Source organism: Hoeflea sp. BAL378 (assembly GCF_000759435.1).
Classification (GTDB): domain Bacteria; phylum Pseudomonadota; class Alphaproteobacteria; order Rhizobiales; family Rhizobiaceae; genus Hoeflea.
Window position 1 is genome coordinate 16786 of record NZ_JRJG01000030.1, and the last position, 21026, is coordinate 37811.

The 21026-nt window shown below is 63.0% G+C and carries 20 protein-coding genes; 12 read left to right on the forward strand and 8 right to left on the reverse strand.

Features of this window, described 5'->3' with window-relative positions; translation table 11 throughout:
• Positions 1 to 80: 80 nt before the first annotated feature.
• Positions 81 to 1270 (reverse strand): IS3 family transposase gene (locus tag LL06_RS08515; protein WP_152599543.1). Its coding sequence is split into 2 segments (ribosomal slippage): positions 81 to 1021 and positions 1021 to 1270, totalling 1191 coding nucleotides; the frame shifts between segments, so codons are not numbered across the junction.
• An 850-nt stretch (positions 1271 to 2120) separates the two neighbouring features.
• Here LL06_RS08515 and LL06_RS26345 point away from each other — a divergent pair.
• The 8 genes from LL06_RS26345 to LL06_RS08565 all read left to right on the forward strand — a co-directional run bounded on the left by LL06_RS26345 (position 2121) and on the right by LL06_RS08565 (position 8864).
• Positions 2121 to 2792 (forward strand): EthD family reductase, encoded by a 672-nt coding sequence (locus tag LL06_RS26345; protein ID WP_052161323.1) that lies wholly within the window; start codon positions 2121 to 2123, stop codon positions 2790 to 2792.
• A gap of 25 nt (positions 2793 to 2817) precedes the next feature.
• Positions 2818 to 3876 carry an SDR family oxidoreductase gene (locus LL06_RS08535; RefSeq protein ID WP_035525082.1) on the forward strand — a complete coding sequence of 353 codons (1059 nt, stop codon included), beginning with the start codon at positions 2818 to 2820 and terminating at the stop codon, positions 3874 to 3876.
• 17 nt (positions 3877 to 3893) lie between these two features.
• Positions 3894 to 4274, forward strand: a complete 381-nt coding sequence (locus LL06_RS08540; protein WP_035524974.1) for a hypothetical protein — start codon at positions 3894 to 3896, stop codon at positions 4272 to 4274.
• 51 nt (positions 4275 to 4325) lie between these two features.
• Positions 4326 to 5327: a TRAP transporter substrate-binding protein gene (locus LL06_RS08545; RefSeq protein ID WP_081963807.1), complete on the forward strand. Its 1002-nt coding sequence runs from the start codon at positions 4326 to 4328 to the stop codon at positions 5325 to 5327.
• A gap of 69 nt (positions 5328 to 5396) precedes the next feature.
• Positions 5397 to 6155 (forward strand): SDR family NAD(P)-dependent oxidoreductase, encoded by a 759-nt coding sequence (locus LL06_RS08550; RefSeq protein WP_052161324.1) that lies wholly within the window; start codon positions 5397 to 5399, stop codon positions 6153 to 6155.
• A 4-nt stretch (positions 6156 to 6159) separates the two neighbouring features.
• On the forward strand, positions 6160 to 6639 hold the full coding sequence (locus LL06_RS26350) for a TRAP transporter small permease (RefSeq protein WP_052161325.1): 480 nt from the start codon (positions 6160 to 6162) through the stop codon (positions 6637 to 6639).
• Positions 6639 to 7922: a TRAP transporter large permease gene (locus LL06_RS08560; protein ID WP_161784952.1), complete on the forward strand. Its 1284-nt coding sequence runs from the start codon at positions 6639 to 6641 to the stop codon at positions 7920 to 7922. Before LL06_RS26350 ends, LL06_RS08560 begins: the two co-directional genes overlap by 1 nt.
• 3 nt (positions 7923 to 7925) lie before the next feature.
• Positions 7926 to 8864: a LysR family transcriptional regulator gene (locus LL06_RS08565; protein WP_081963813.1), complete on the forward strand. Its 939-nt coding sequence runs from the start codon at positions 7926 to 7928 to the stop codon at positions 8862 to 8864.
• A 223-nt stretch (positions 8865 to 9087) separates the two neighbouring features.
• On the opposite strand, the gene LL06_RS08570 is transcribed toward LL06_RS08565, so the two are convergent.
• The 7 genes from LL06_RS08570 to LL06_RS08600 all read right to left on the reverse strand — a co-directional run bounded on the left by LL06_RS08570 (position 9088) and on the right by LL06_RS08600 (position 15372).
• Entirely contained in the window at positions 9088 to 9861 is a 774-nt protein-coding gene (locus tag LL06_RS08570) for an aspartate/glutamate racemase family protein (protein WP_035524984.1), read from the reverse strand.
• 4 nt (positions 9862 to 9865) lie between these two features.
• A complete protein-coding gene (locus LL06_RS08575; protein WP_035525091.1) occupies positions 9866 to 11182 on the reverse strand; it encodes a TRAP transporter large permease in 1317 nt (438 codons plus the stop codon).
• Positions 11183 to 11216: 34 nt separating this feature from the next.
• Positions 11217 to 11711, reverse strand: a complete 495-nt coding sequence (locus LL06_RS08580) for a TRAP transporter small permease (RefSeq protein WP_035524987.1) — start codon at positions 11709 to 11711, stop codon at positions 11217 to 11219.
• Between the two features lie 62 nt (positions 11712 to 11773).
• Positions 11774 to 12784, reverse strand: coding sequence for a TRAP transporter substrate-binding protein DctP (dctP, locus tag LL06_RS08585; RefSeq protein WP_052161326.1), 1011 nt, complete (start codon positions 12782 to 12784; stop codon positions 11774 to 11776).
• A gap of 50 nt (positions 12785 to 12834) precedes the next feature.
• Complete coding sequence (locus LL06_RS08590; protein ID WP_035524989.1) at positions 12835 to 13827, reverse strand: 3-hydroxybutyryl-CoA dehydrogenase; 993 nt, start codon at positions 13825 to 13827, stop codon at positions 12835 to 12837.
• A complete protein-coding gene (locus tag LL06_RS08595; RefSeq protein WP_035524992.1) occupies positions 13827 to 14903 on the reverse strand; it encodes an NAD/NADP-dependent octopine/nopaline dehydrogenase family protein in 1077 nt (358 codons plus the stop codon). Before LL06_RS08595 ends, LL06_RS08590 begins: the two co-directional genes overlap by 1 nt.
• A gap of 1 nt (position 14904) precedes the next feature.
• A complete protein-coding gene (locus LL06_RS08600) occupies positions 14905 to 15372 on the reverse strand; it encodes a RidA family protein (protein ID WP_035524995.1) in 468 nt (155 codons plus the stop codon).
• A gap of 491 nt (positions 15373 to 15863) precedes the next feature.
• Here LL06_RS08600 and LL06_RS08605 point away from each other — a divergent pair, with 491 nt between their 5' ends.
• The 4 genes from LL06_RS08605 to LL06_RS08620 all read left to right on the forward strand — a co-directional run bounded on the left by LL06_RS08605 (position 15864) and on the right by LL06_RS08620 (position 21016).
• Positions 15864 to 16787, forward strand: a complete 924-nt coding sequence (locus LL06_RS08605) for an NADP-dependent oxidoreductase (RefSeq protein ID WP_035524998.1) — start codon at positions 15864 to 15866, stop codon at positions 16785 to 16787.
• 684 nt (positions 16788 to 17471) lie between these two features.
• A complete protein-coding gene (locus LL06_RS08610) occupies positions 17472 to 19064 on the forward strand; it encodes an ABC transporter substrate-binding protein (protein WP_035525003.1) in 1593 nt (530 codons plus the stop codon).
• Between the two features lie 42 nt (positions 19065 to 19106).
• A complete protein-coding gene (locus tag LL06_RS08615) occupies positions 19107 to 20102 on the forward strand; it encodes an ABC transporter permease (protein ID WP_035525006.1) in 996 nt (331 codons plus the stop codon).
• A complete protein-coding gene (locus LL06_RS08620; RefSeq protein WP_052161327.1) occupies positions 20099 to 21016 on the forward strand; it encodes an ABC transporter permease in 918 nt (305 codons plus the stop codon). Before LL06_RS08615 ends, LL06_RS08620 begins: the two co-directional genes overlap by 4 nt.
• The last annotated feature ends 10 nt before the right edge of the window (positions 21017 to 21026 follow it).

Below are 21026 nucleotides of genomic sequence, written 5' to 3' on the forward strand. Positions count from 1 at the left end.
GTTTGATATTAATGGGTGATGTTCAAGGCTGAGGCGCAAGTGGTTTGGAAGGCTATTGGTTCTGACCTTGCCCCCAGGTTTTATCCAGCATTGAGTTCGTTTCCGGCGTTGGTTTTGCCCTGATAGGCGGTTGATGCGACGGGCGGTGGCGCGGTGCTTTCCATGTTGCGAAGCGCCAATGCCCGTCGTGGTGCGAAGGTTGATGCAAACTCGTTTGGTGTCTGCCAGTCGAGTTGCGAGTGCGGCCGGCTGCCATTGTAATCGAGCCGCCATTTGATCAGGCTTGTTCGGGCAGCGGTCAAGGATGAAAACAGTGTCTCATTGAGCAGTTCGTCCCGGAGGCGACCGTTGAAGCTCTCGATGAATCCGTTTTGCATTGGCTTTCCGGGGGCGATGTAGTGCCATTCGACCCTTGCCCGGTCGGCCCAGCCGAGGATCGCATTGCTGGTAAACTCGCTCCCATTGTCGCTGACAATCATCTTCGGCTTGCCACGCTCGGCGATGAGGCAATCCAACTCACGGGCTACACGCAGCCCTGACAGTGATGTGTCCGCGACAAGCGCCAGGTTCTCACGCGTGCAATCATCGACGATGGCCAGAATCCGAAAGCGGCGACCGTCCGTGAACTGATCGGAGACGAAGTCCAGTGACCAGCGCTGGTTCGGGCGCTGCGGGATCAACATGGGTGCTCGTGTCCCAATCGCCCGCTTTCGTCCGCCGCGACGGCGAACGGCAAGCTTCTCCTCCCGGTAGAGCCGAAACAGCTTCTTGTGGTTGACGACATGCCCCTCACGCTTGAGCATGACATGCAGTCGTCGGTCGCCGAAACGTCGGCGTTCTCTGGCAATCGCAATCATGCGCGCCCGAAGGTCGGCATCATCGCCTCGTCTGGTGCTGTATCTGACAGTCATGCGGCAGCAGCCGATGGCTTTACACGCCCGCCGTTCGCTCATCCCATGGTGCTCCATGAGATGGGCGACGGCTTTCCGCTCGGCAGCGGGCGTCACCATTTCTTTCCCAGCAAGTCCTTCAGCGCCACATTATCGAGCATCGCATCGGCGAGCATCCGCTTGAGCTTGCCGTTCTCCTCCTCAAGAGCCCGGAGCCGCTTGGCCTCGGACACTTCCATTCCGCCAAACTTCGCTTTCCATTTGTAAATGCTGGCGTCGCTGACACCATGTTTGCGGCAGAGCTCCGAAACCGCAATCCCGGCCTCATGCTCCTTCAATATCCCGATAATCTGCTCTTCTGAAAAACGGCTACGCTTCATGTCCTGGTCCTCTGATTAGGCCAGAACGAACTTCAAACTGGATTAGAGCGCGGGGGCAAGGTCACTTTCCTGGAAAGGGCAGATGAAGCCCGAGCAGCTTGAGATCGAGCGGCTCCGTCGCGAAGTCACAAGGCTGAAGGCGGAGCGCGACTCCTTAGCTGGGACGCCAGGAACTCCTGTTTGCGCTTCGGTAGCAAAAACCGAATCTTCATACAAGTCTCTGTGCAATCAGGCCCCCGCAACCAAATCATACACACCAGCAAATACCTGCAGCCAGCGTCGCGGGCGCGAAAGCTGCGCTTCCGCCGGCGAGGCAGCTCCTCGTCCTCACCGACCATAACCTGAAGGTCGCAGCTTAAAATCCTGCCCCCGAAACCAAAATCAATCCAAGCCCACTCAGCCCCCTTCGCGGGGCTTTTTGCGTTTCCAAGCCCCGGAAACCGCAACTTCGCAAAGTCTGCGAGTTCCGCCGGTTGATCAATGAAGGCCGCGTTCCTCATGCCGCAGGAAAACGTCAGGATCGCCGCTAGATTGCCGCTAAGCACGATCGCCTGTGTATCCCGGCACAGCGAGGATGTGCTGTTGTCGAACGTGACCTGAATGAAGCCCTGCCAGATGACCCCCTACAGATAATCGCCCACCCCAGAGCGTGACCGGCGCCGGCAGCCAGACTGTTCGTCCGGTTCGTCGCGGGGTTGAACACCAGACATGCGCATCTCCCGACAGTGCAGGATATGCATTGATGGCGTGCAGTCTGGCGACTTGTTGCTGTTCTTGCACGTGTTAACGTTCCCGAAATGGACAGGCTGGCGGTCTTGGAGGAGATCTTGATCGCAGATGCCAGCTCTCCATGGAGGACCTGATGAAGCTTGTCACATTCCTGAAGCGCCGCCCGGATATGACCCGCGACGCCTTTGTCGAGCGTTGGCTGACCAAGCACGCGCCGATGGCGGCGGTCTTCCCGGGCCTGCGAAAATACACGCTTTCGGGCTCCTGCGGGCCGGAAAGCGAAGCGGATGCGTTTGCCGAATTGTGGTTCGACGACAGGCAAGCCTGCCAGGCCGCATACAGCTCGGAAGTGGGTCGCTCGGGGTCGGGAGACGCCAATGCCTATACCTCGCGCCGCGCCCAGGCCCTTCTCGACGAAGTCTGGCTGACGCCGGATGTCGGGCGGGTCGGCGAGAAAGTCGTCCTCGCGGTCAAGCGGCCGGAGCAGACCGCGCGACAGGATTTTGTCGCCTGGTGGCAGGGTGAGGTCGGCAGGCAGGTGGCGCCGCTGATCGGCGAGCGCCAGGCGCGTCTGTGCTTCGATCGCGTGGGGCTGGTTCTCAACTCCGACCCGCAAAGCAGCGACGGGCTGAGGCGGGCCGAAGGAGAAGTCGACGGGCTTCTGGAAATCTGGACGTCGCCAAATGAGAGCCCCGAGAGTGTCGCCACCCGGCTCGAGCCATTCCTGGCATCAATCCGGTCCCTCGGAATCAGGGCCGAACTGCTCATGCTCCGTGAAAACCGGATCGTTTGAACATCTGTAAAGGGTAATGAAGACAATGCCGCAAAAGACCGCCCTCATTCTCGGCGCCACCGGCGTCTCCGGACGATCGCTGCTCACGCATCTGACATCCAAAGATGACTGGAAGGTCATCGGCGCCTCCCGCCGCGCTCCGGACTTCAGGACATCGGCCGAGCATGTGGCCGTCGATCTTTCGGACCCGGCGGATGCAAAGCGCGCCTTCGCGGGTCTCAAGGACGTCACCCATGTCTTCTCGACCGCCTATGTCAGCCGGCCGGACTGGAACTGGGCCGATCACAGGCTTCCCAACATCACGATCCTGAAGAACGCGATCGACGCGATCGAGCCGGTTGCCAAGGGCCTCGAGCACGTCTGCCTTCTGCAGGGCACCAAATATTACGGCCAGCATCTGGGCCCCTTCAAGAACCCGGCCCGCGAAGACGATCCCCGTCACATGCCGCCGAACTTTTACTTCGATCAGCAGGATCTGCTGATCGAGCGCAGCGAAGGCAAGGCCTGGAGCTGGTCATGCGCCCGGCCGCATGTGATTTGCGGGCTGGCGCTCGGAAACCCGCTGAACCTGATCTCGGTCCTGGGCGTCTATGCGACGATATCAAAGGAACTGGGCGTTCCGCTCAGGTTTCCGGGAAAGCCGGGCGCGTTCGAGACGATCTACCAGGCGACGGATGCGGGGCTTTTGGCCCGCGCCATGGAATGGATGGCGATCACACCGTCCTGCGCAGGCGAGGCCTTCAACATCACCAATGGCGACTTCTTCCGCTACAAGCACCTCTGGCCGAAGATCGCCGACTATTTCGGCATCGAAGCCGGGCCGCCACAGCAGATCGACCTCGTCACGTTCATGAGCGACAAGACCGAACTGTGGGACCGCATCGTCAAGAAACACGGGCTGCAGGACAATCCCTACGCCCGCGTGGCGGATTGGAACTTCGCCAACTACGCGTTTTCCAATGACTGGGACGTGATGTCGGATACCACCAAATGCCGGAAGCACGGCTTTCTCGAGTTCATCGACACGCACCAGATGTTCCTGGATCAGTTCGATCAGTTCCGTGCCGCCAAGATCATCCCCTGAGCTTTCGAGGTTGTGACATGAGCCCTGACCAGCATCCAGACCCCATTCGGCGCGAGTTCGAAGACAATCACTTAAACGGCAATGTCGGATCCACCCTTGTCTCGGAGACGGACAGGCTTCGCGTCTGGCACATCGCCCTGCCGCCCGGCGAGAGGCTTCCGGTGCACAAGCATGTGCTCGACTACTTCTGGACAGCCCTCAGCGAGGGGAAGAGCCGGTCTCACTACATGGACGGCCAGGTGACCGAACACGAATACGCCGTCGGCGAAACCAAACATTTCGAGTTCGGCCGCGGCGAATTCATGATGCATGACCTTGAGAACATCGGAGATACGGAACTCCGCTTCGTCACGGTCGAAATGAAGAACGGAGAAAACGAGCCGCTTGAAGTCAACTGAGGCAGAGACCCATGGAGGAGTGGGCCTGCAACACAACGGGAGGAAGCTATCATGATTACTCGGAAATTATTCTGCCTGTGCCTGGCGGCGACCATGGCGATGCCCTTTGGCGTCGCTGTGGCCCAGGAGACGTTCGAATTCCGGCTGGCGAGTTTCGCCAATGACGGAGACTCGTTCGGCCAGGCGCAGACCAAGTTTGCGGAAGAACTCGCAACACGCAGTGGCGGGCGGATACGGGTCTCGATCTTCAACAACAATTCGCTCGGGTCGAACCGCGAGGCGATCGAGATGGCGACCATGAACAGCGTCGACTTCGTCGTCACCGGCGTCTCCCATGCCACGCGCTATGCGCCCGCTTTGGACGCGGTCATGCTGCCCTATCTCTGGGAGAGCCGTGAAGACATGTTCGAGGCCCTCGATGGTGAAACCGGCGACAGGCTGGACGGCACCCTGGAAAGCCAAGGCCTCTCCATCATCGGCTGGTGGGACAACGGTTTCCGGCACGTCTCCAACAACCGGCAGCCGATCACCCAGCCGGGCGACATCGCGGGGCTCAAGCTGCGCACCCTGCCGTCGGCCGTCCAGGTCGAATTCTTCCGGCAACTGGGCGCCATCCCCACGCCGATGGATTTCTCCGAACTGCTTCCGGCGCTCCGCCAGGGCATTATCGACGGCCAGGAGAACCCGCCCGCGGTCGTCTATCCCTACCAGATCTACGAAGCGCAGAAATACTACTCGCTGACCGGGCACGTGAATGAGCCCATGCTGCTGCTGGCCAGCGATGCCGCGATCGGCCGGCTCCCGGACGATCTGAAGACGGTGGTCGACGAAGCCGCTGCTTCGGCCAGCGAATTCCAGCGCCAGCTCAATGACGAGCGGACCGAGGAACTCATGGCCGGCATCCGCGCCGAAATGGAGGTCAACGAGGTTCCCGAAGAAACCCTGGCGGCGTTCCGCAAGGTTGCGGTCTCCGTCTACGAAAAGGCCTATGAAGGCATGGGTCCCGAAGGCGAAGCCATCGTACGTGCGATCCTGGAAAAGCGGTCGCAGTAAGCGGTAGGAAGACGATAGTGAGCAGCGCCACCTTTCGGCGCTGCTCCACTTTTGCCAGGGAGTATTCAAGTGTCGGCAGATTTCAAGGTTGCAGTGGTTTCCGGCGCCGGCCGCGGCATAGCCAAGAACGTGGCGCTTGCCCTGGTCCGGTCAGGCTACGCGGTTGCGGTGCTGGACATCGACGAACAGAGCGCGCGCGAAACCGTCGCGGAAGCGATCGCGCTCGGCGGCCAGGCGATCGCCTGCCCTGCCGACATCTCGAACGAGACCCATGTGGAGCAGGCGATCGCAGCCGTGCTGGATCGCTGGGATCGGATCGACCTCCTGGTCAATGCCGCCGGCTCGCACGGGATGGGCTTCCGGAAAACCCACGAGACGCCCCTGGACGAGTGGCAACACGTCCTGGCGTCCAATCTGACCGGCTATTTCCTGTGCGCAAAGCACTGCCTGGCCACAATGATGCGCCAGAAATCCGGCCGCATCATCAACTTCTCCTCCAATGCGGGACGGAGTGTCAGCCCGTTGCTCGGCGCGTCCTACACGGCGGCGAAGGCGGGCGTGATCGGCCTGACGCGGCATCTGGCCCATGAGTATGCGTCCCATGGCATTCTGGTGAACACAATCGCTCCGGGTCCTGTCGATGGCGAACGGGTCGACAAGCTGCTTCAGGAGCGCGGGGGAAGCAAGGAACTCGCGCGCAGTATCCCCCTGGGAAGGCTGGCGACGGAAGACGATGTCAGGGACGTCGTGCTGTTTCTGGCCTCCGATGCCTCGCGTTTCATGACGGGCGCGATCCTGGATGTGAACGGCGGATATGTATTGGCATGACCCGATGATGCGGCGCCTCGAAAAACTCATTGAAATCGTCGTCATCGCGATGATGGCCATCGTCGCCCTCACGATCATGTCGGAGGTCGCCGCCCGCACCTTTTTCGCGACCTCGCTGATCGTTTCGGAAGAACTGAGCCGCTATCTCATGATCTGGACCGCCATGCTGTCTGTCGCATTGGTCGCCAGGGAGAACGGCCATATCCGCATCAGCATGGTCACCGACACGTTGGGCCCGAAAGCCAGGCTGTTTGTCGCCACCGTCTCGGATCTGGCTGTCATCGGCTTTCTGCTGGTTCTGATGATCTACTCGGTCCTGCAGATGCCGCGCCTGGCAAACCAGGGCACCGTGACGCTGGGTCTCAACATGGCCTGGGTCTACGCCGCCATGCCGGTCGGCGCCGCTCTGACGATCCTGTTCGTCGCGCGCCGATGCTGGGTTCGCCTCACGGGCGCGCCGGATACCGAGGATTCGCCGCTATGATGGCCATCTGGCTCACCGTCTTCTTCGTTGTCCTGGCCCTCGGCGTGCCTGTCGCCTTCACGCTCGGCCTCGTCGGCATCGGGATGCTTCTGAGCAGCGACCGCATGTCGCTCGATGTCCTGCCCACCGTCATTTTCGGCGGCATGGACTCGTTTCCGCTGCTTGCGATCCCTCTCTTCATCATGGCCGGGGATCTGCTGGCGCGATCCCAGATGCTCGATCAGATGATCGGGTTCGCTAAAGCGCTGGTGGGACCGCTTCCCGGCGGCCTTGCCCATGTGAACATCGGCTCGAGCATGCTGTTCGGCGGGGTCACCGGGGTCGCCGTGGCCGATACGGCGGCCGTCGGCTCGACGCTCGTGCCGGCAATGGTGAAAGAGGGCTACAAGCCGGGCTTCGCCGCAGCCATTACGGCGGCCTCGTCGGTGATGGGGGCGATCATTCCGCCAAGCGTTGCGATGCTGATCATCGTCTATATCTACGGGGGCGGGCTATCGGTCGGAAAGCTCTTCCTTGCGGGCGCGGTTCCCGGCATTCTGATCGGTCTGGCGCTGATGCTGACCGTTGCCATCATGGCGCCGCTGCGCGGCTTCCCGCGCGGGCAGGGCTCCTGGTCGCTGAGCGAGATCCTCCGCGAGTTCAGGGGCGCGGCCCTCGGCCTGATGGTTCCCGTCATTGTCATCGGGGGGATCATCGGCGGCTGGTTCACGGCAACCGAAGCCGGAGCCATCGCCGTCGCCTATTCGCTGCTCGTCGGCACCCTCATTCTGAGGAAGCTCACCCTGTCGGACATCGGCGCGGCGCTGCTCACGAGCGCAAAGATGAGCGGCGTGGTCTTCATCCTTCTGGCAACCGCGAAACTGATTGCCTGGCTGCTGGTCCTCAACGGCATTCCGCAGTCCCTGGCCGCGGCTCTCGAACCTCTGGTCTCCTCTCCCCAGGCCTTCCTGGTCGGTACGGTGGTTCTGCTGCTGCTGCTGGGCATGGTCATGGAGGGCGTGGCCGCGATGATCATGGTCGTCCCCATTCTGGCCCCCATGGCGGTGCGTTTCGGGGTCGACCCGCATCATCTTGCCCTTGTGGTTGTCATGACCGTCCAGGTCGCGCTGATCACCCCGCCCGTTGCGCTCGGCCTCTTCATCGTCGCTCCCTTCGCGGGCTGCAGCCTGAAGGAGGCCTCGATCGAGGTGGTGCCATTGATTGCCGCGATCGCGTCCATTATCCTGCTCGTCGTGTTCGTGCCTGACGTGGCCATGTGGCTTCCCGAGGCGCTTGGGTATTGACCGTTGGAGAGCCCGTGGTTGATTGAGGAACGGTCCAACGGTGCGACGCGGTCTCCTATCGTTGATCTTGATATCGCGCTTTTCGTCGCCGTGGTCGAGCGTGACGGCATTCAGAATGCGGCGAGGGCCCTGGACCTTCCGCGTTCGACTGTCTCAAAGCGCCTGAGCCGGCTGGAGAAACGCCTGGGCGTGGTCTTGCTCAATCGCAACTCGCGGACGCTCAGCCTGACGCCCGTCGGCCGCATTTACTACGAACACGGCAAGCGGGCCCTGTCCTGCCTGAACGAAGCGGAAAACGCCGTCCAGGCGCTCAAGAACGAACCCAGCGGCACGTTGCGCGTCTCCTGCGCGGTGATGATCGGCATCAATGCGATCGTTCCCCGGTTGCCGGCGTTCCACCGGGCCTACCCGAAGATACGGCTTGACCTCAGCCTGTCGGACAAGTTCGAGGACCTGGTGGCTTCGGGCTTCGACATGGCCATCCGGTTCGGCACCATGTCCGATTCCTCCCTGATCGCAAGAAAGGTCATGTCGGCCCGGCGCATCGTGTGCGCCAGCCCGAAATATCTGGAATTGTACGGCGCGCCGGAGAAGCCTGACGATCTCCATCGGCACAATTGCCTCAATCTGTCGACGCTCGGGCAGATGACTAATGTCTGGACGTTCCAGGACGGGGACCGTGTCCGTCATCTTGAGGTGCGCGGCAATTTCACGACCGACAGCGGTGCGGCACATTATGCGGCCATTCTCGCGGGTGTCGGCATCGGCCGGGTGACGCAACTGCGTGCGATGCCGGATCTCGAAGAAGGGCGGCTGGTTCGGCTGCTGGAGGCGCATGATCTCGCGTCTCCGACGCCCATCTACGCCGTCATGCCGGGCAACCGCAACGTCATCCCCGCCGTCCGGGCCTTCATGGATTTCGTGTCCCAGATCGAAAGCTAGAGAGCCGTGCGGGACCTGGTCACGCAGGGCGGCCTTTGCACCGGGGCCTGAAGCGGCGGAGGTTGCCGTTCGGGCAACGCGGTTTCCGCCGGAAGGCATCCAAGGTGTGTCCGGATCCGCAAGGGCCGGCCGCTGTGGCACGGCGTCGGATTACCTGACACGCGTGAACGGACCGATCTGCGTCCTCGTCCGTTGTTGCATCGCTGCAAGCCGTCGTCGCGCGTCACAATCCCTTGGGATGGGCCATGAATTCCTCGATGATCTCGACGGGCGGCTTGACGTAATCGGAGGTCCGGCTGATGCCGAGCCCGGTCATCTGCCGCAGGCGCACCGCCATTTCCGCCATCTTCATGACGATGGGGATGCCGTTGATCACCGGCGCTCCCTCGACACGGTGATCGTTGAGCTGGGAAAACAGCAGCATGGGAATGCCGCCGCCGGGAATGAGCACGTCGACGCCCTGTTTGACCAGGGGTTTCGCCTGCTCCTCGAAAAGCCTGCGGACCTCTTCAAGCCGCTCGTCCGAACCGAAGGCCGAGAGGATCTGCCCCGGTTCGAAGTCCATGGCGTGAACACCCGTGACACGGTCCTTCAGCCCGTACTTGCCGATCTGGTGATGGAACCACGGAATGAAGCGGCGGTTGATGGTGACGATGCCGGACCGCTGGCCAAGCTGGCAGGAATACAGCATCGACGCCTCGCCCATGCCAAGCACCGGAATGTCCACCACAGAGCGCGCCTCGTAGAGGCCCGCGTCCTGGAAATGGCCGATGATGAAGGCGTCATAGCCCTCGCGCTCGGCCTTCACCGCGTTGCAGATCACCTCGCGGGCACAGCGGAACTCGACAATGGCATGGGCGTAATTGTCATGCGGCGTGATGCCCTTGATGTCCACCTGGGTGCCGGGGTCGACGATGGCATCGAGATGCTTGCGCAGTTCATCCCAGTACTGCGCGCCATTTTCATAGTCCACATAGCTCTGGTACCAGATCTTCATCGCTCTAGCTCCTCATCAGCCCCGGCAGCCAAAGCGCCAGTTGCGGGAATATAACAAGAATGACCACAAGCAGCAGCGTGCAGGCGATATAGGGCGCGGCGGCCCATGCCACCTGACCGATGGTCGTGCCGGGCGGGCTGACGCCGACCATGACGAACAGCAGCAATCCGAAGGGCGGGGTCGCCAGGCTGAGCTCCAGCGCCAGCAGCATGATGACGCCGAACCACACCGGTTCGAACCCATAGGTCGCCGCCAGCGGCATGAAGATCGGCAAGGTCAGCATCATGATCGAGAGCTGGTCCATGAACATGCCGAGAAGGATGAGCACCAGGAACATCAGCGCCAGGATGGCGTAGAAGCCGAAATCGAAGCTCATGGCGTAGGAAATCAGACCCGTCGACGCGCCGGAGAAGGCAAGAATCTGGGAAAACGTGGTCGAGCCGACAATGATCATCAGCATCATGGCGGACACCATCAGCGTGCCCTTCATGGCGGCGACGACCGCGGTCCATGTCAGCTTGCCGTAGACGGCGGCCAGAATGGCGACCGCAAGCGTTCCAAAGGCCGCCGATTCCGTTGGTGTCGCCCAGCCGAGCAGGATGAGGCCGACGACGGCGAAGATGACGAGGCCCATCGGCAGGATGTCGGTGGCGATGGCGTAGAGGATCTGTCCGAAACTGGCGCGCTCGGCGGCATAGCCGGGCGCTGCATCGGGATCGAGCGCGATCTGGATCCGGATGGTGGCGACGAACAGAAGCGCCAGAACGAGCCCGGGCACCAGCCCGGCGATCAGCAGGGCGCCGACATCGATCCGCGCCAGCGATCCGAGCAGCACGGCGAGCGAGGATGGCGGAATGATCATCGCCAGGCCGCCGGTGGCCAGGATCGGCCCCATGATCATCTTGGGCTTGTAGCCGCGCTTGATCATGTCGGGCATCAGGGTGGTGCCGAGCATGGCGGTGTTGGCCATCGAGGAGCCGGAAAGCGTGGCGAAGATGGTGCCGCCGCCGACGGTGAGGTAGGACAGCCGTCCCTTGATGCCGCCGAAGCACTTGTCCAGCGCGTCGAACACCCTGACGGCAAGGCCGGTGTGGAACAGCAGCTCGCCCATGATCAGGAACAGCGGCACCGGCACCAGCGCGAAGCTTGTCACCGCCGTGGTGGCGTTGGCCACAAGCTGGTCGATCCCGATCATGCCGCCCATGAACAGATAGACGCCGATGACATTGATCGTCAGGAAGGCGATGGCCACCGGCATGCCGACGAACATCAGGAACAACAGTCCGCCCACCATCAGGCTGGCCGCTTCGTACCATTCCATCATGGCAGTCTCGCTCCGCAAATGTTGCTGCAGGTCAATGGGTGGCCTCGCTGCCGGTGTAGATGTGGCCCTTAAACAGCATGCGCAGGAATTCCAGCGTCATCAGCCCGAAGCCGCCTGACAGCATGGCGTAGAGGACCCAGGACGGAATGTTGATCGAGCGCATGTCGACGGAGGCCGTCGCCAGCATCTGCAGACCGACCGCGCCCGAGCGCCAGGACAGCAGTCCCAGCATGACGATGCACAGGATCAGCACCGCACGGCCGACGAAAAGGCGGGAGCTTCCCGGCAGGCGCTCGACGAAGGAGGTGATGGCGATATGGCCGTTGTTTCGCACCAGCCAGGGAGCGGCCGCCATGGTCGAGTAGAGCATCACGTATTCGACCAGCGCGCTGGTCGATTGCGACGGCCGGAAGCCGGTGTTGCGCAGCACCACGTCGATGATGATGGCGATGGTGATGATGACCAGGCTGATCCCGCCGGTGATCGCCAGGCCGGTGATCATCCTGTCATAGAAACGCACAAGCATGGGGGGCTCCCTTGTGGCGAAAGGGGCTGCGGGCGCCGGAAGGCGCCCGCAGCCGGGTGCGGTCAGCGGTCGTAATAGGCTTCGCGGAGCGCGTCGTAGTGTTCCGACCCGGCTTCCTTCATCCGTTTCCAGGCGCTGTCATAGGCGCCGTCGAGATACTTGGCTGCGGCCTCGCCTTCGAGCGTGATGACCTGCATGCCTTCGTCCCGGACGGTCTTGTCGGTTTCCGAGATCATCGCCTGGAAATTGTCATACGATGTCTGCTCGTACTCGGCTGCCGCCTCGTTGATGATGGTCTTGGCCTCTTCGCTGAGCCCGTCCCACTTCGCCGGGTTCACGACAACCGCCAGGTCTGTCTGGAAGAAGCCGGGATCGATCCGGAAGCGCAGGAACTTGTCCCAGGAGAGGTCCTTGATGGCGACGATCGGCCAGCCGGAACCGTCGAAGGTGTGGCGCTCGAGGCCGGTGTAGACGTCGGGAACCGGCACCGAGACGGGGATCGCGCCGAGCGACTCGAAGAAGGAGTTGTAGATCGGCTGCGAGCGGATGCGCAGGCCGTCGAGATCGACACCGCCGTCTTCCGTGCGCTTGGGCTCGTCAATGGTGTAGATGTGGAACTCCACGCCGGTGTCGAGGTGCGCAACCAGGTTGACGCCGAGCTTTTCGGAGAAGGCTTTCTGCATGGTCGCAAAACCGCCATTGGCGCGGGCTTCCGCGGCTGACACGGTGGACCCGACCCAGGCGTCGGCTTCCGGCATGGTGCCGAGATAGTACGACGCCGGGCCGTACTGCATGTCGATCACGCCGCGGCGGACAGCATCGACCTGCTGGTTGGGCGGGAACATTTCCGGCCCGCCGATATATTCGATCTTGACGACGCCCTTGCCCTTCTCGTTGACGAGATCGACAAAGCCCTGGAAGCTCTGCGAAAAGGCCAGCGGCTTCGGGAAGGCGGAAACCGCGCGCAGGGTTTCCTCGGCATTGGCCGCCCCGGTCATGAAGACCAGCGCGAGCGCCGTGCCGGACACGGCCATTCCGGCGATGCGCCGGGCGAGATGATGGGTATGGTTCATTATTCATTCTCCTCTGGTTGCACGGATTTGACCATCCGCTTGGGCTGCCGTCATTGATCGTCGAGTACTGGTCCCCTTGTCATACCGGCACCGTCGAGCGCTCTGAGAAAATCCGCCATGCGTCGCTGGCGGTAGGCTTCGACATCGATTTTCGAGTAGTCGAAGAATCCGGACCCTGTCTTGAGGCCGATGCGGCCTTCCTTCATGTTCTGCGAAATCACCTCGGGCGCCTTGAAGCGGTCATCATCGAAGGCATCGCGCAGATAGTTGCTGGCGTAGTAAAGAATGTCGCCGCCGCCCCAGTCAATGAACTCGAGAAGTCCCAGAACGCCGAAGCGGAGGCCGAAGCCGTAGGTGACCGCCTTGTCGATGTCCTCGGCGCTGGCCACGCCCTCTTCGACCAGGCGCGCCGCCTCGTTCATGGCGAGCGCCTGAATGCGCGGCACGATGTAGCCGGGCGAGGCCTTGCAGACGATCGGCACCTTGCCCATGGCTTCAAGGAGGCCGCGCAACCGTGCGAGCGTCCGCGGGTCGGTCGCATCGGTCGGGCTGAGTTCGATCAGCGGCATCAGGAACGCCGGATTGAGCCAATGGGCATTGAGAAAGTTCTGCGGCCGAGTGGTGAAGCCCGAGAGATCGGTCGACAGGATGGTCGAGGTGGTCGACGCCAGGATCGCGCCATCATCGGCATGCGCGTCAAACAGGGCGAAGGCGTCGCGCTTGGCGTCGAGCACCTCGGGCACCGCCTCGAACACGATCTCGCAGCCGGCCAGTCCGCGCGCCGCATCGGTGAGGCTGCAGACGCTGATGCGCGCCATGATCGCGGGAATGGCGGACGCGTCGAAGGCCCCGAGGGCAGCCACCGAGGCGAGGCCGCCGCTGATTTCGGCCAGCGCTTCGCGGCTCAGCCGTGCGAACTCGTCCTCGCTGCGGCTCTTGGCGTCGACCAGCACGGCGCGATGCCCCGCATAGGCGACGCTGTGGGCGATGCCGCGGCCCATGCGCCCCGCACCGATGCAGGCGATCGCCGGCCGGGCGTCCATCACAGGCCCTCGCGCAGCATGGCCTGCACCGATGCCGGATCCTGCCCGGCGAGCCCGACCGTTCCCATGGTGCGGCCATCCTTGCGGAAGTCGCATTCCGACACCGTCTCGCCGAGCGCCAGCAGGCCCTGCGCCACCGGGCAGGGCACGCCGGCCCATTCGCCGACGGAGACCAGGAACGCCAGGCCGAGCCCGATGTCTTCCTGCATGTAGCGATGGGTCTTGAGTTCCAGATGCTCGTGCCAGTCGCCGGACCCGACCAGCTTGTCATGCGCCAGGTTGCCGTACATCCAGTTCGAGGTCTCGTAATGGTCCGCGAGCGGGAAGTGCGGCGCGCCATAGCCGAGCGCCTCGCGGATGGCGATGCGTTCATTGTCGAGCGCGGTGTGTACCCGGCGGATGGCCGGCTGGGTGCCCTCGTTGTGGATGTCCCAGCGCTCGAAATGCTCGATCGGGCCGGCATTCATCAGGATCAGCGGCGGATGGATGATCGGGCCGGCGTTCATCAGCGCGCCCGACAGCGCGTCCTCGATGGTCTCGATCGCCTCCGGGAACGCCTGCGCGATGACGGCGATGGCTTGCCCGGTCTTGCGCGCAGGCATCACGCCGGTTGGCAGCCGCGAGGCGCGGGTCGAGATCCGCACCTCGGTCTGGCTCTGCTTGCGCGTGAGCCACGGCAGCGTGCCGGTTTCGGCGATGGCGAAATCGGCGGTGCAGCCGGCATCGCGCATCCGCTTCATCATGATGTAGGAGCCGAAGGTGCCCGGCGGCAGGAAGATCACCTGCCCGTCGGCCATATGCGGCGCCAGCCGGTCGGCGATATCGGCCTGGGCATTCGCCGGCGTTGGCGCGACGATCAGTTCGGCGCCTGCCATGGCCGCGGCCAGATCGTCGGTCGGCACCAGCCTGACCGGCCGGCTGCCCTTGTAGTCCGTGACCGTGATGCCGCCGGCCTCGGCCACTGCGGCAAAGTCGCCGGCGTTGCGCCGCCACCAGCGCACCTCATGGCCCGCCTCGACAAAGTCGGCCACCGCCGCATAGGATCCGTTACCACCACCGATGACCACAATTTTCATTCTATAACTCCCCAGGGATTGCGGTTGAGGCCTTGCCGGGCAGGACGGCCGTCGCCTCGATTTCGACCATCGCCTCGCGCTCGACCAGGCGGACCACCTCGACGGTGGCCATCGCCGGGAAGCAGCGGCCGAACACGTCCCGGTAGGCCGCGCCAAGACCCTTGGGGTCGGCCATGTAGGCGTCGATGCTGGTGACGTACCAGGTCAGCCGTGTGAGGTGCTGCGGACCTGCGCCGGCGGCGGCCAGCACATCGCGGATGTTGCGGAAGGTCTGGTGCGCCTGGGCGACGAAGCCTTCCGGGAAATTGCCCTCGACATCCCAGCCGACCAGGCCGCCGGTGTAGATCGTGCCGCCATCGGTCACCACGCCATTGGCGTAGCCCTTCGGGATCGGCCAGCCCTCCGGCTGCAGCACCCTGTGAAGCAGCGTGGCGTTCGGGGCGGTTTTTGCGGGTCCACTCGTTGTCATGACCATCTTCCCGATGCTGCAGCTCGGGCGAGGGGCCGGCAGCCTTGCCGCTGGCCCGCGGGCCGCGTCTGGACGCGCATGGAGGCAACGGGTTTCGCCTCAGCCGTGGCCGACCGGCTGCCTGCCGCTGACTGTGCAGGCGAAGCGATAGATCGAAATGCATGTAGTTTCACTGCACCATCCACAGCCTTCCTCCTCCCACAAACATCCAAAACCTGAGGAAAGCTCACACAGCTTCGATCTTTCTTCAAGCTTAAAATATGAAAACGCACTATTTTAAGGTTGAAGCTTGAGAGAGGGAGATATGAAATTTCATAGATTTTCACCTTGACATATTCCCGCCGCTCATGGGCTTGTGGCAGGCCTCGGGGCGCGGGCGCCAGGGACGCAAATCCAGCTCAGGCTGCCGGCGGTTCCGATCCACTCAAGGCTGATCCGGCCGGACCGATCCCCGGCGGCCGTCCCATCCGGCAACACCGAAAGGCCATCCCATGAAAGCGGTTGTCATCCATTCTCACGGCGGTCCCGACGCACTCGTCCTCGAGGATGTGCCCGATCCCATGCCGGGCAGAGGCGAGGCGCTCGTCGCCATCAAGGCGGCAAGCGTCAACGCCGCCGACTGGAAGGTGCGCAGCGGCAACCTGCCGGTCCCCATCGCCTTTCCGCACATTCTCGGGCGCGATTTTTCCGGCGTTGTCGAAGTCGCCGCCCCCGGTTCGGATCTGCAACCCGGAACCGAAGTCTATGCGGTCTGCCCGCCAGGACAGGAAGGCGGCTATGCCGAAAAGATCGCGATTGACGCGCGCTACCTTGCCCGCAAGCCGAAGAACCTGTCGCATGTGGAGGCGGCATCGATCGGACTTGCCGCCCTCACCGCCCTCGTCTCCCTGGAAGACACGCTGGACTTGAAGCGCAGCGAGAAAATCCTGATACAGGGTGGGGCCGGTGGCGTCGCCGGCATTGCGATCCAGCTTGCGCACCATCTTGGCGCTGAGGTCGTGACGACAGCGCGGGCCGGGAACCACGCTTATGTGCGCAGCCTCGGCGCGGACCACGTCATCGACTACACGCAAGAGGATCCATCAACGCTTCTCGGCGATTGCGACGCCGCCTTCGACACGGTCGGCGGCGCCTGCGTGGCTCAGTGTTTTGCGGCGTTGAAGCCGGGCGGACGCGCGGCCTTCATTGCCGGCGGGGCGCAAGCGCCGGAATCGCCGCGCGACGACGTTGTTGCCCTGCGACCGGCCGTCGGCCGCAGCCGCGCGCTGATGGATCGCGTCACCGCCTATATTGAGGCAGGCGTCATCAGGGTCCCCGAAATAACCATCATGGCCCTGTCCGAAGCTGCACGCGCTCACGAACTCAGCGAAGCCAAACATGTTCGCGGCAAGCTGGTCTTCGAGATCGGCAGGTGAGCAAAGCCGCCGCGTAAAATAGGGCCAGCCATCGCGTTCGAAGCTCGACCCGCACGGCGATTATATTCTTGGCCTCCTTGAAGCGACGCCGGACATCGCGCGTGCCGAGATCGGTGAACGCCTTGTTTGGAGCGCTGTGTGTGGGCGGCTCCCCTGACGGTCTGGCTGTTTCTCGACCGCTGCGGCATCACGTTGAAAAAAGATGGCGCATGCCACCTCATTGACGAGACCGCGGCATAGGCGAAGATGGCGCGGCTGCACGGACGCAGCCTGCGCGGCGAGGGAGGCCGGGCGGCGCTGCCTTCCTGGCCCATATAGACCAGATTCTTGCGCCTGAGCTTCGTCTCGAAGCTCAAGGCCCTTCGGCGAAAATCGGCAACCCGAAAAGCCCACGACCTCCGATCCATCGTGGTCGGTTCCCTCGCAGCATTTACGCCCTCCGAATGCAGCCAGTCTCTCGAAGCGGCCGGATATGGATCCGTAGCAAGTCGAACCTGCTCGAGATCTTTGCTTCTTTTCCTGTCCGTTCTGTCTCGGTCCGGACTCTGATCGGCTGTTGGGGCATTTCGCAGCGGCACGTCTACGGCTCTCAAAAAAAGCGCTTGCGGAGTCGGAAAAATGCATTATGGTTCGATTACAAGAATATTCCATGGAATTGGACCATAACACAGAGGGGTAAATGTCATGTCCGATTGCGTTTCGACCACCAAGACCGACGCCATGCAGTCCGCATTCGGTCTGCATCGCCGCGACCTGCTCAAGGCAAGCGTGGCAGCAGGGGCGCTTGGCCTTTTTCTTTCTCCCATGGCGTCCTCCCTTGCCCGCGCTGCCGAGCCGAAGCGGGGCGGAACGCTGCGTCTGGCCTATACCAGCGGCACGGTCCGGGAATCGCTTGACCCGGCCCGCGCCAGCATGGGCAACGACACCATGTACTGCGCCAACATCTATGACCGCCTAGTCCGCATCGAGAACGATTTCACCGTCAGCGCCGAGCTGGCGGAGAGCTGGGAGGCCAGCGCCGAGGGTTCTGTCTGGACATTCTCCCTGCGCGATGGCCTCAAGTTCTCCGACGGCACCGATCTGACCACGGAAGACGTCGCCTATTCCTTCACGCGGATCCTCGACAAGGAGACCGGTTCGCCTGGCTTCGGCGTCCTGTCGCAGACGCTGGACGCCGCCGGCATCGAGGTGATCGATCCGCGCACGATCGCCTTCAAGCTCAAGGCGACCAACAGCCAGTTCCCGCTGCAGATCGCGACGCGGAATTTCGCCATCGTCAAGAAGGGCACCACCGAGTTCACCGTCGAGACCGCGATCGGGTCCGGCCCCTTCCGGCTGGTGAGCTTCGTGCCCGGCGAGAGCTGGGAGCTGGTGCGCAACGACCACTACTGGCGCTCGGGCCTGCCGCTTCTGGACGGCATCCGTCAGGTCAATATCGTCGAGCCCGCGACGCTCATTCAATCGCTGGTCTCGGGCCAGATGGATGTGATCGGCCAGGTCGGTCCCGCACAGGCCAAGCAGGTGGAGACCGCTCAGGACGCCAAGCTGGTGACCAGCGCGAATTCCGGCTTCATGTATGTGGTGATGGATCTCACCCAGGCGCCGTTCAACGATCCCCGGGTCGTCAAGGCGGTCAAGCTCGCCGTCGATCGGCAGGTGTTGCTGAACCTCGTTTTCCAGGGCTACGGCACGCTCACCAGCGACGTCAACATCTGGCCGGACCATGCGTCCTATCCGCCGGCGCTCGGCTTGCGCGCACAGGACATCGACCAGTCGAAGGCCCTGCTGGCCGAGGCCGGCTATCCCGACGGCCTGGACCTTCAGCTTTTCACCTCGCCAAGCCTCGCCGGAATGGTCGAGATGGCCACGGCGTTCGGCGAAGTGGTCAAGCCGGCCGGCATCCGCGTCGCCATCCAGCAGGAGAATGCCGGCACCTACTGGAGCCAGGTCTGGCAGACCAAGCCGATGTATGTCAGCTACAGCGGCACCCGTCCGCCGGTCGCCACCATCTCCAATCTCTATTCGACGACGCCGGCCTATGCCGAGACCAAGCTCAACAACCCGGAGATCGACAGGCTGTTGGCTGAGGTTCGCCAATCGCTGGATGTGAAGGAGCAGAACGAGCTGCTGCAAAACGCCTGGCAGATTGTCGCCGATGAATCGGGGGCAAGCATCTCCTTCGCGCTCAATGTCCTCTGGGGCATGCGGAACACGGTCGAAGGGGTGCGGACGCACACCGAAGACAATCTGCAGTTCCACGAGGCCTATCTGGCCTGATCGGAAACTTAGGCGTCACCGCAGCATAACGGACCCCTCTCCATGGCCTTGCAGGATACAGCAACAGAGACGCGTGGCGCCGCCGGGGCCCGTATCCTGTCGGTCGTGGCGGGGCGGCTCTGCTTCGCGGCGATCACCATTCTGGTGATGTCCATTGTCACGTTTGCCTCGACCAACCTCCCGCCCGAGGACATTGCCCGCAATGCGCTGGGGCGGGAGGTGAGCCAGGAGCAACTGGAGAGCTACATCAGCGCCAATGGCTTGGACCGGTCGATGCCCGTGCGCTACGTGGAATGGCTGTCCGCGCTGGTGACCGGCGATTTCGGCGTCTCGACCGTGACGGGTCGCAACGTCAGCGCCGATATAATGCCGAAACTCGGCAACACGCTCATCCTGGCATTGTTCACCCTGGCCATAAGCCTGCCCCTGGCCCTTGGCCTGGCCGTCTACATGGCTCTGCGCACCGGGGCGTGGCAGGATGTCACCCTGCTCATGGTGACGACCGTCTTCACGGCAGTTCCTGAATTCGTGACGGGACTGGCGCTGATCCTGCTCTTCGGCGTGCTTCTCAACTGGCTGCCGATCGACAGCACCGGGCTCATCTTCGGCACCGGGATGCAGCGCGTCAGCGCCTATGTGCTTCCCATCGTGACGATGGTGCTGGTCACCGCTCCCTACACGATCCGGATTGCGCGATCCGCAATCCGCGAGTCGCTGGCCTCCGAGCACACGCGGTCTGCAATCCTCAATGGTCTGTCCCGCAGACGCATACTGTCGGCCTATGTGGTGCTTCCCGCCGCCGTGCCGATCATCAACACGCTCGCGCTCAACCTCGTCTATCTCATCAGCGGCGTCGTGGTGATCGAGAACGTGTTCAACTTCCCCGGCATCGGCCGCCGCCTCGTGGAGGCCATCACCACCGGGGATACGGTGACCGTTCAGGCGATTGCGGTCCTGATGGGCGCAATGTTCATCTTCATCAATTTTTGCGCCGATCTGCTTGCGGCCTACGTCAATCCGAAGTTGCGTGCGAAATGAGTGCCATCGATGAAATCGGAACCGTCGCCGAGACGCCTGTCCCCGGCGGCCAACAGCAGCGCCTGTGGACCTCGCTGACCGCCAGCACCAGCGGAACCGTCGGCCTGACGCTCTCGGTGCTCATGCTGGCGATCATTGTGCTCGGACCGTTCCTTGCGCCATACTCTCCGACCCAGATCGGCCTCGGCATGCCCAACGATGCGCCGTCCTGGAGCCATGTGTTCGGAACCGATGAACTCGGGCGCGACATCCTGAGCCGCTTCCTGTCCGGAGGCGGATCGGTGTTGCTGGTGCCCCTTCTTGCGGTGACCCTGGCCACGCTTGTCGGCGGCGGCCTGGGCGTCCTCGGCGGCTATGCCTCCGTACAGTCGCGCCTGCGATGGCTGGACCAGTTGATCAGCAGCGTCTTTGACCTCACGCTGGCGCTGCCGCCCTTGTTGCTGGCGCTTGTGCTGATCGCAGGATTCGGCACGTCGCATATGACCATGATCTTCGCGGTGGCGCTGATCTTCGCTCCGCGCACGGGGCGCATCCTGCGCGGGGCAACGCAGGCCGTGGTCACCAGCGATTATATAACGGCCGCCCAGGCGCGCGGCGAAGGCCTTCCCTACATCCTGGTTCGCGAACTGCTTCCCAACATCGCAACCACCGTCATCGCCGAGTTCACGCTGCGCATGACATGGGCCGTGATCTTCGTGGCGGCCTTGAGCTTCCTCGGCCTCGGCGCCCAGCCTCCCTCATCCGACTGGGGCCTGATGGTGGCGCAGGCGCGCTCCTTCATCACGGTGTCGCCGCTGGCGGTGCTGGCGCCGGCCACCGGAATCGCTGTGTTGTCGGTGTCGCTCAACCTGGTCGCGGATGCCCTGTCGCAGCATCTGGATCCCGCTTCGCGCCGAAAAGGGGCGACAGTGTAATGGGCGCCTG

Bases quoted from the DNA above. Each gene is read 5' to 3' on its own strand.
- LL06_RS08590 (WP_035524989.1), bottom strand. From the start codon at position 13,827: ATGGACGCCCGGCCGGCGATCGCCTGCATCGGTGCGGGGCGCATGGGC.
- LL06_RS08545 (WP_081963807.1), top strand. From the start codon at position 4,326: ATGATTACTCGGAAATTATTCTGCCTGTGCCTGGCGGCGACCATGGCG.
- LL06_RS08560 (WP_161784952.1), top strand. From the start codon at position 6,639: ATGGCCATCTGGCTCACCGTCTTCTTCGTTGTCCTGGCCCTCGGCGTG.
- LL06_RS08600 (WP_035524995.1), bottom strand. From the start codon at position 15,372: ATGACAACGAGTGGACCCGCAAAAACCGCCCCGAACGCCACGCTGCTT.
- LL06_RS08575 (WP_035525091.1), bottom strand. From the start codon at position 11,182: ATGGAATGGTACGAAGCGGCCAGCCTGATGGTGGGCGGACTGTTGTTC.
- LL06_RS08535 (WP_035525082.1), top strand. From the start codon at position 2,818: ATGCCGCAAAAGACCGCCCTCATTCTCGGCGCCACCGGCGTCTCCGGA.
- LL06_RS08620 (WP_052161327.1), top strand. From the start codon at position 20,099: ATGAGTGCCATCGATGAAATCGGAACCGTCGCCGAGACGCCTGTCCCC.
- LL06_RS08570 (WP_035524984.1), bottom strand. From the start codon at position 9,861: ATGAAGATCTGGTACCAGAGCTATGTGGACTATGAAAATGGCGCGCAG.
- LL06_RS26345 (WP_052161323.1), top strand. From the start codon at position 2,121: ATGGAGGACCTGATGAAGCTTGTCACATTCCTGAAGCGCCGCCCGGAT.
- LL06_RS08605 (WP_035524998.1), top strand. From the start codon at position 15,864: ATGAAAGCGGTTGTCATCCATTCTCACGGCGGTCCCGACGCACTCGTC.
- LL06_RS08610 (WP_035525003.1), top strand. From the start codon at position 17,472: ATGTCCGATTGCGTTTCGACCACCAAGACCGACGCCATGCAGTCCGCA.
- LL06_RS26350 (WP_052161325.1), top strand. From the start codon at position 6,160: ATGATGCGGCGCCTCGAAAAACTCATTGAAATCGTCGTCATCGCGATG.
- LL06_RS08595 (WP_035524992.1), bottom strand. From the start codon at position 14,903: ATGAAAATTGTGGTCATCGGTGGTGGTAACGGATCCTATGCGGCGGTG.
- dctP (WP_052161326.1), bottom strand. From the start codon at position 12,784: ATGAACCATACCCATCATCTCGCCCGGCGCATCGCCGGAATGGCCGTG.
- LL06_RS08580 (WP_035524987.1), bottom strand. From the start codon at position 11,711: ATGCTTGTGCGTTTCTATGACAGGATGATCACCGGCCTGGCGATCACC.
- LL06_RS08540 (WP_035524974.1), top strand. From the start codon at position 3,894: ATGAGCCCTGACCAGCATCCAGACCCCATTCGGCGCGAGTTCGAAGAC.
- LL06_RS08615 (WP_035525006.1), top strand. From the start codon at position 19,107: ATGGCCTTGCAGGATACAGCAACAGAGACGCGTGGCGCCGCCGGGGCC.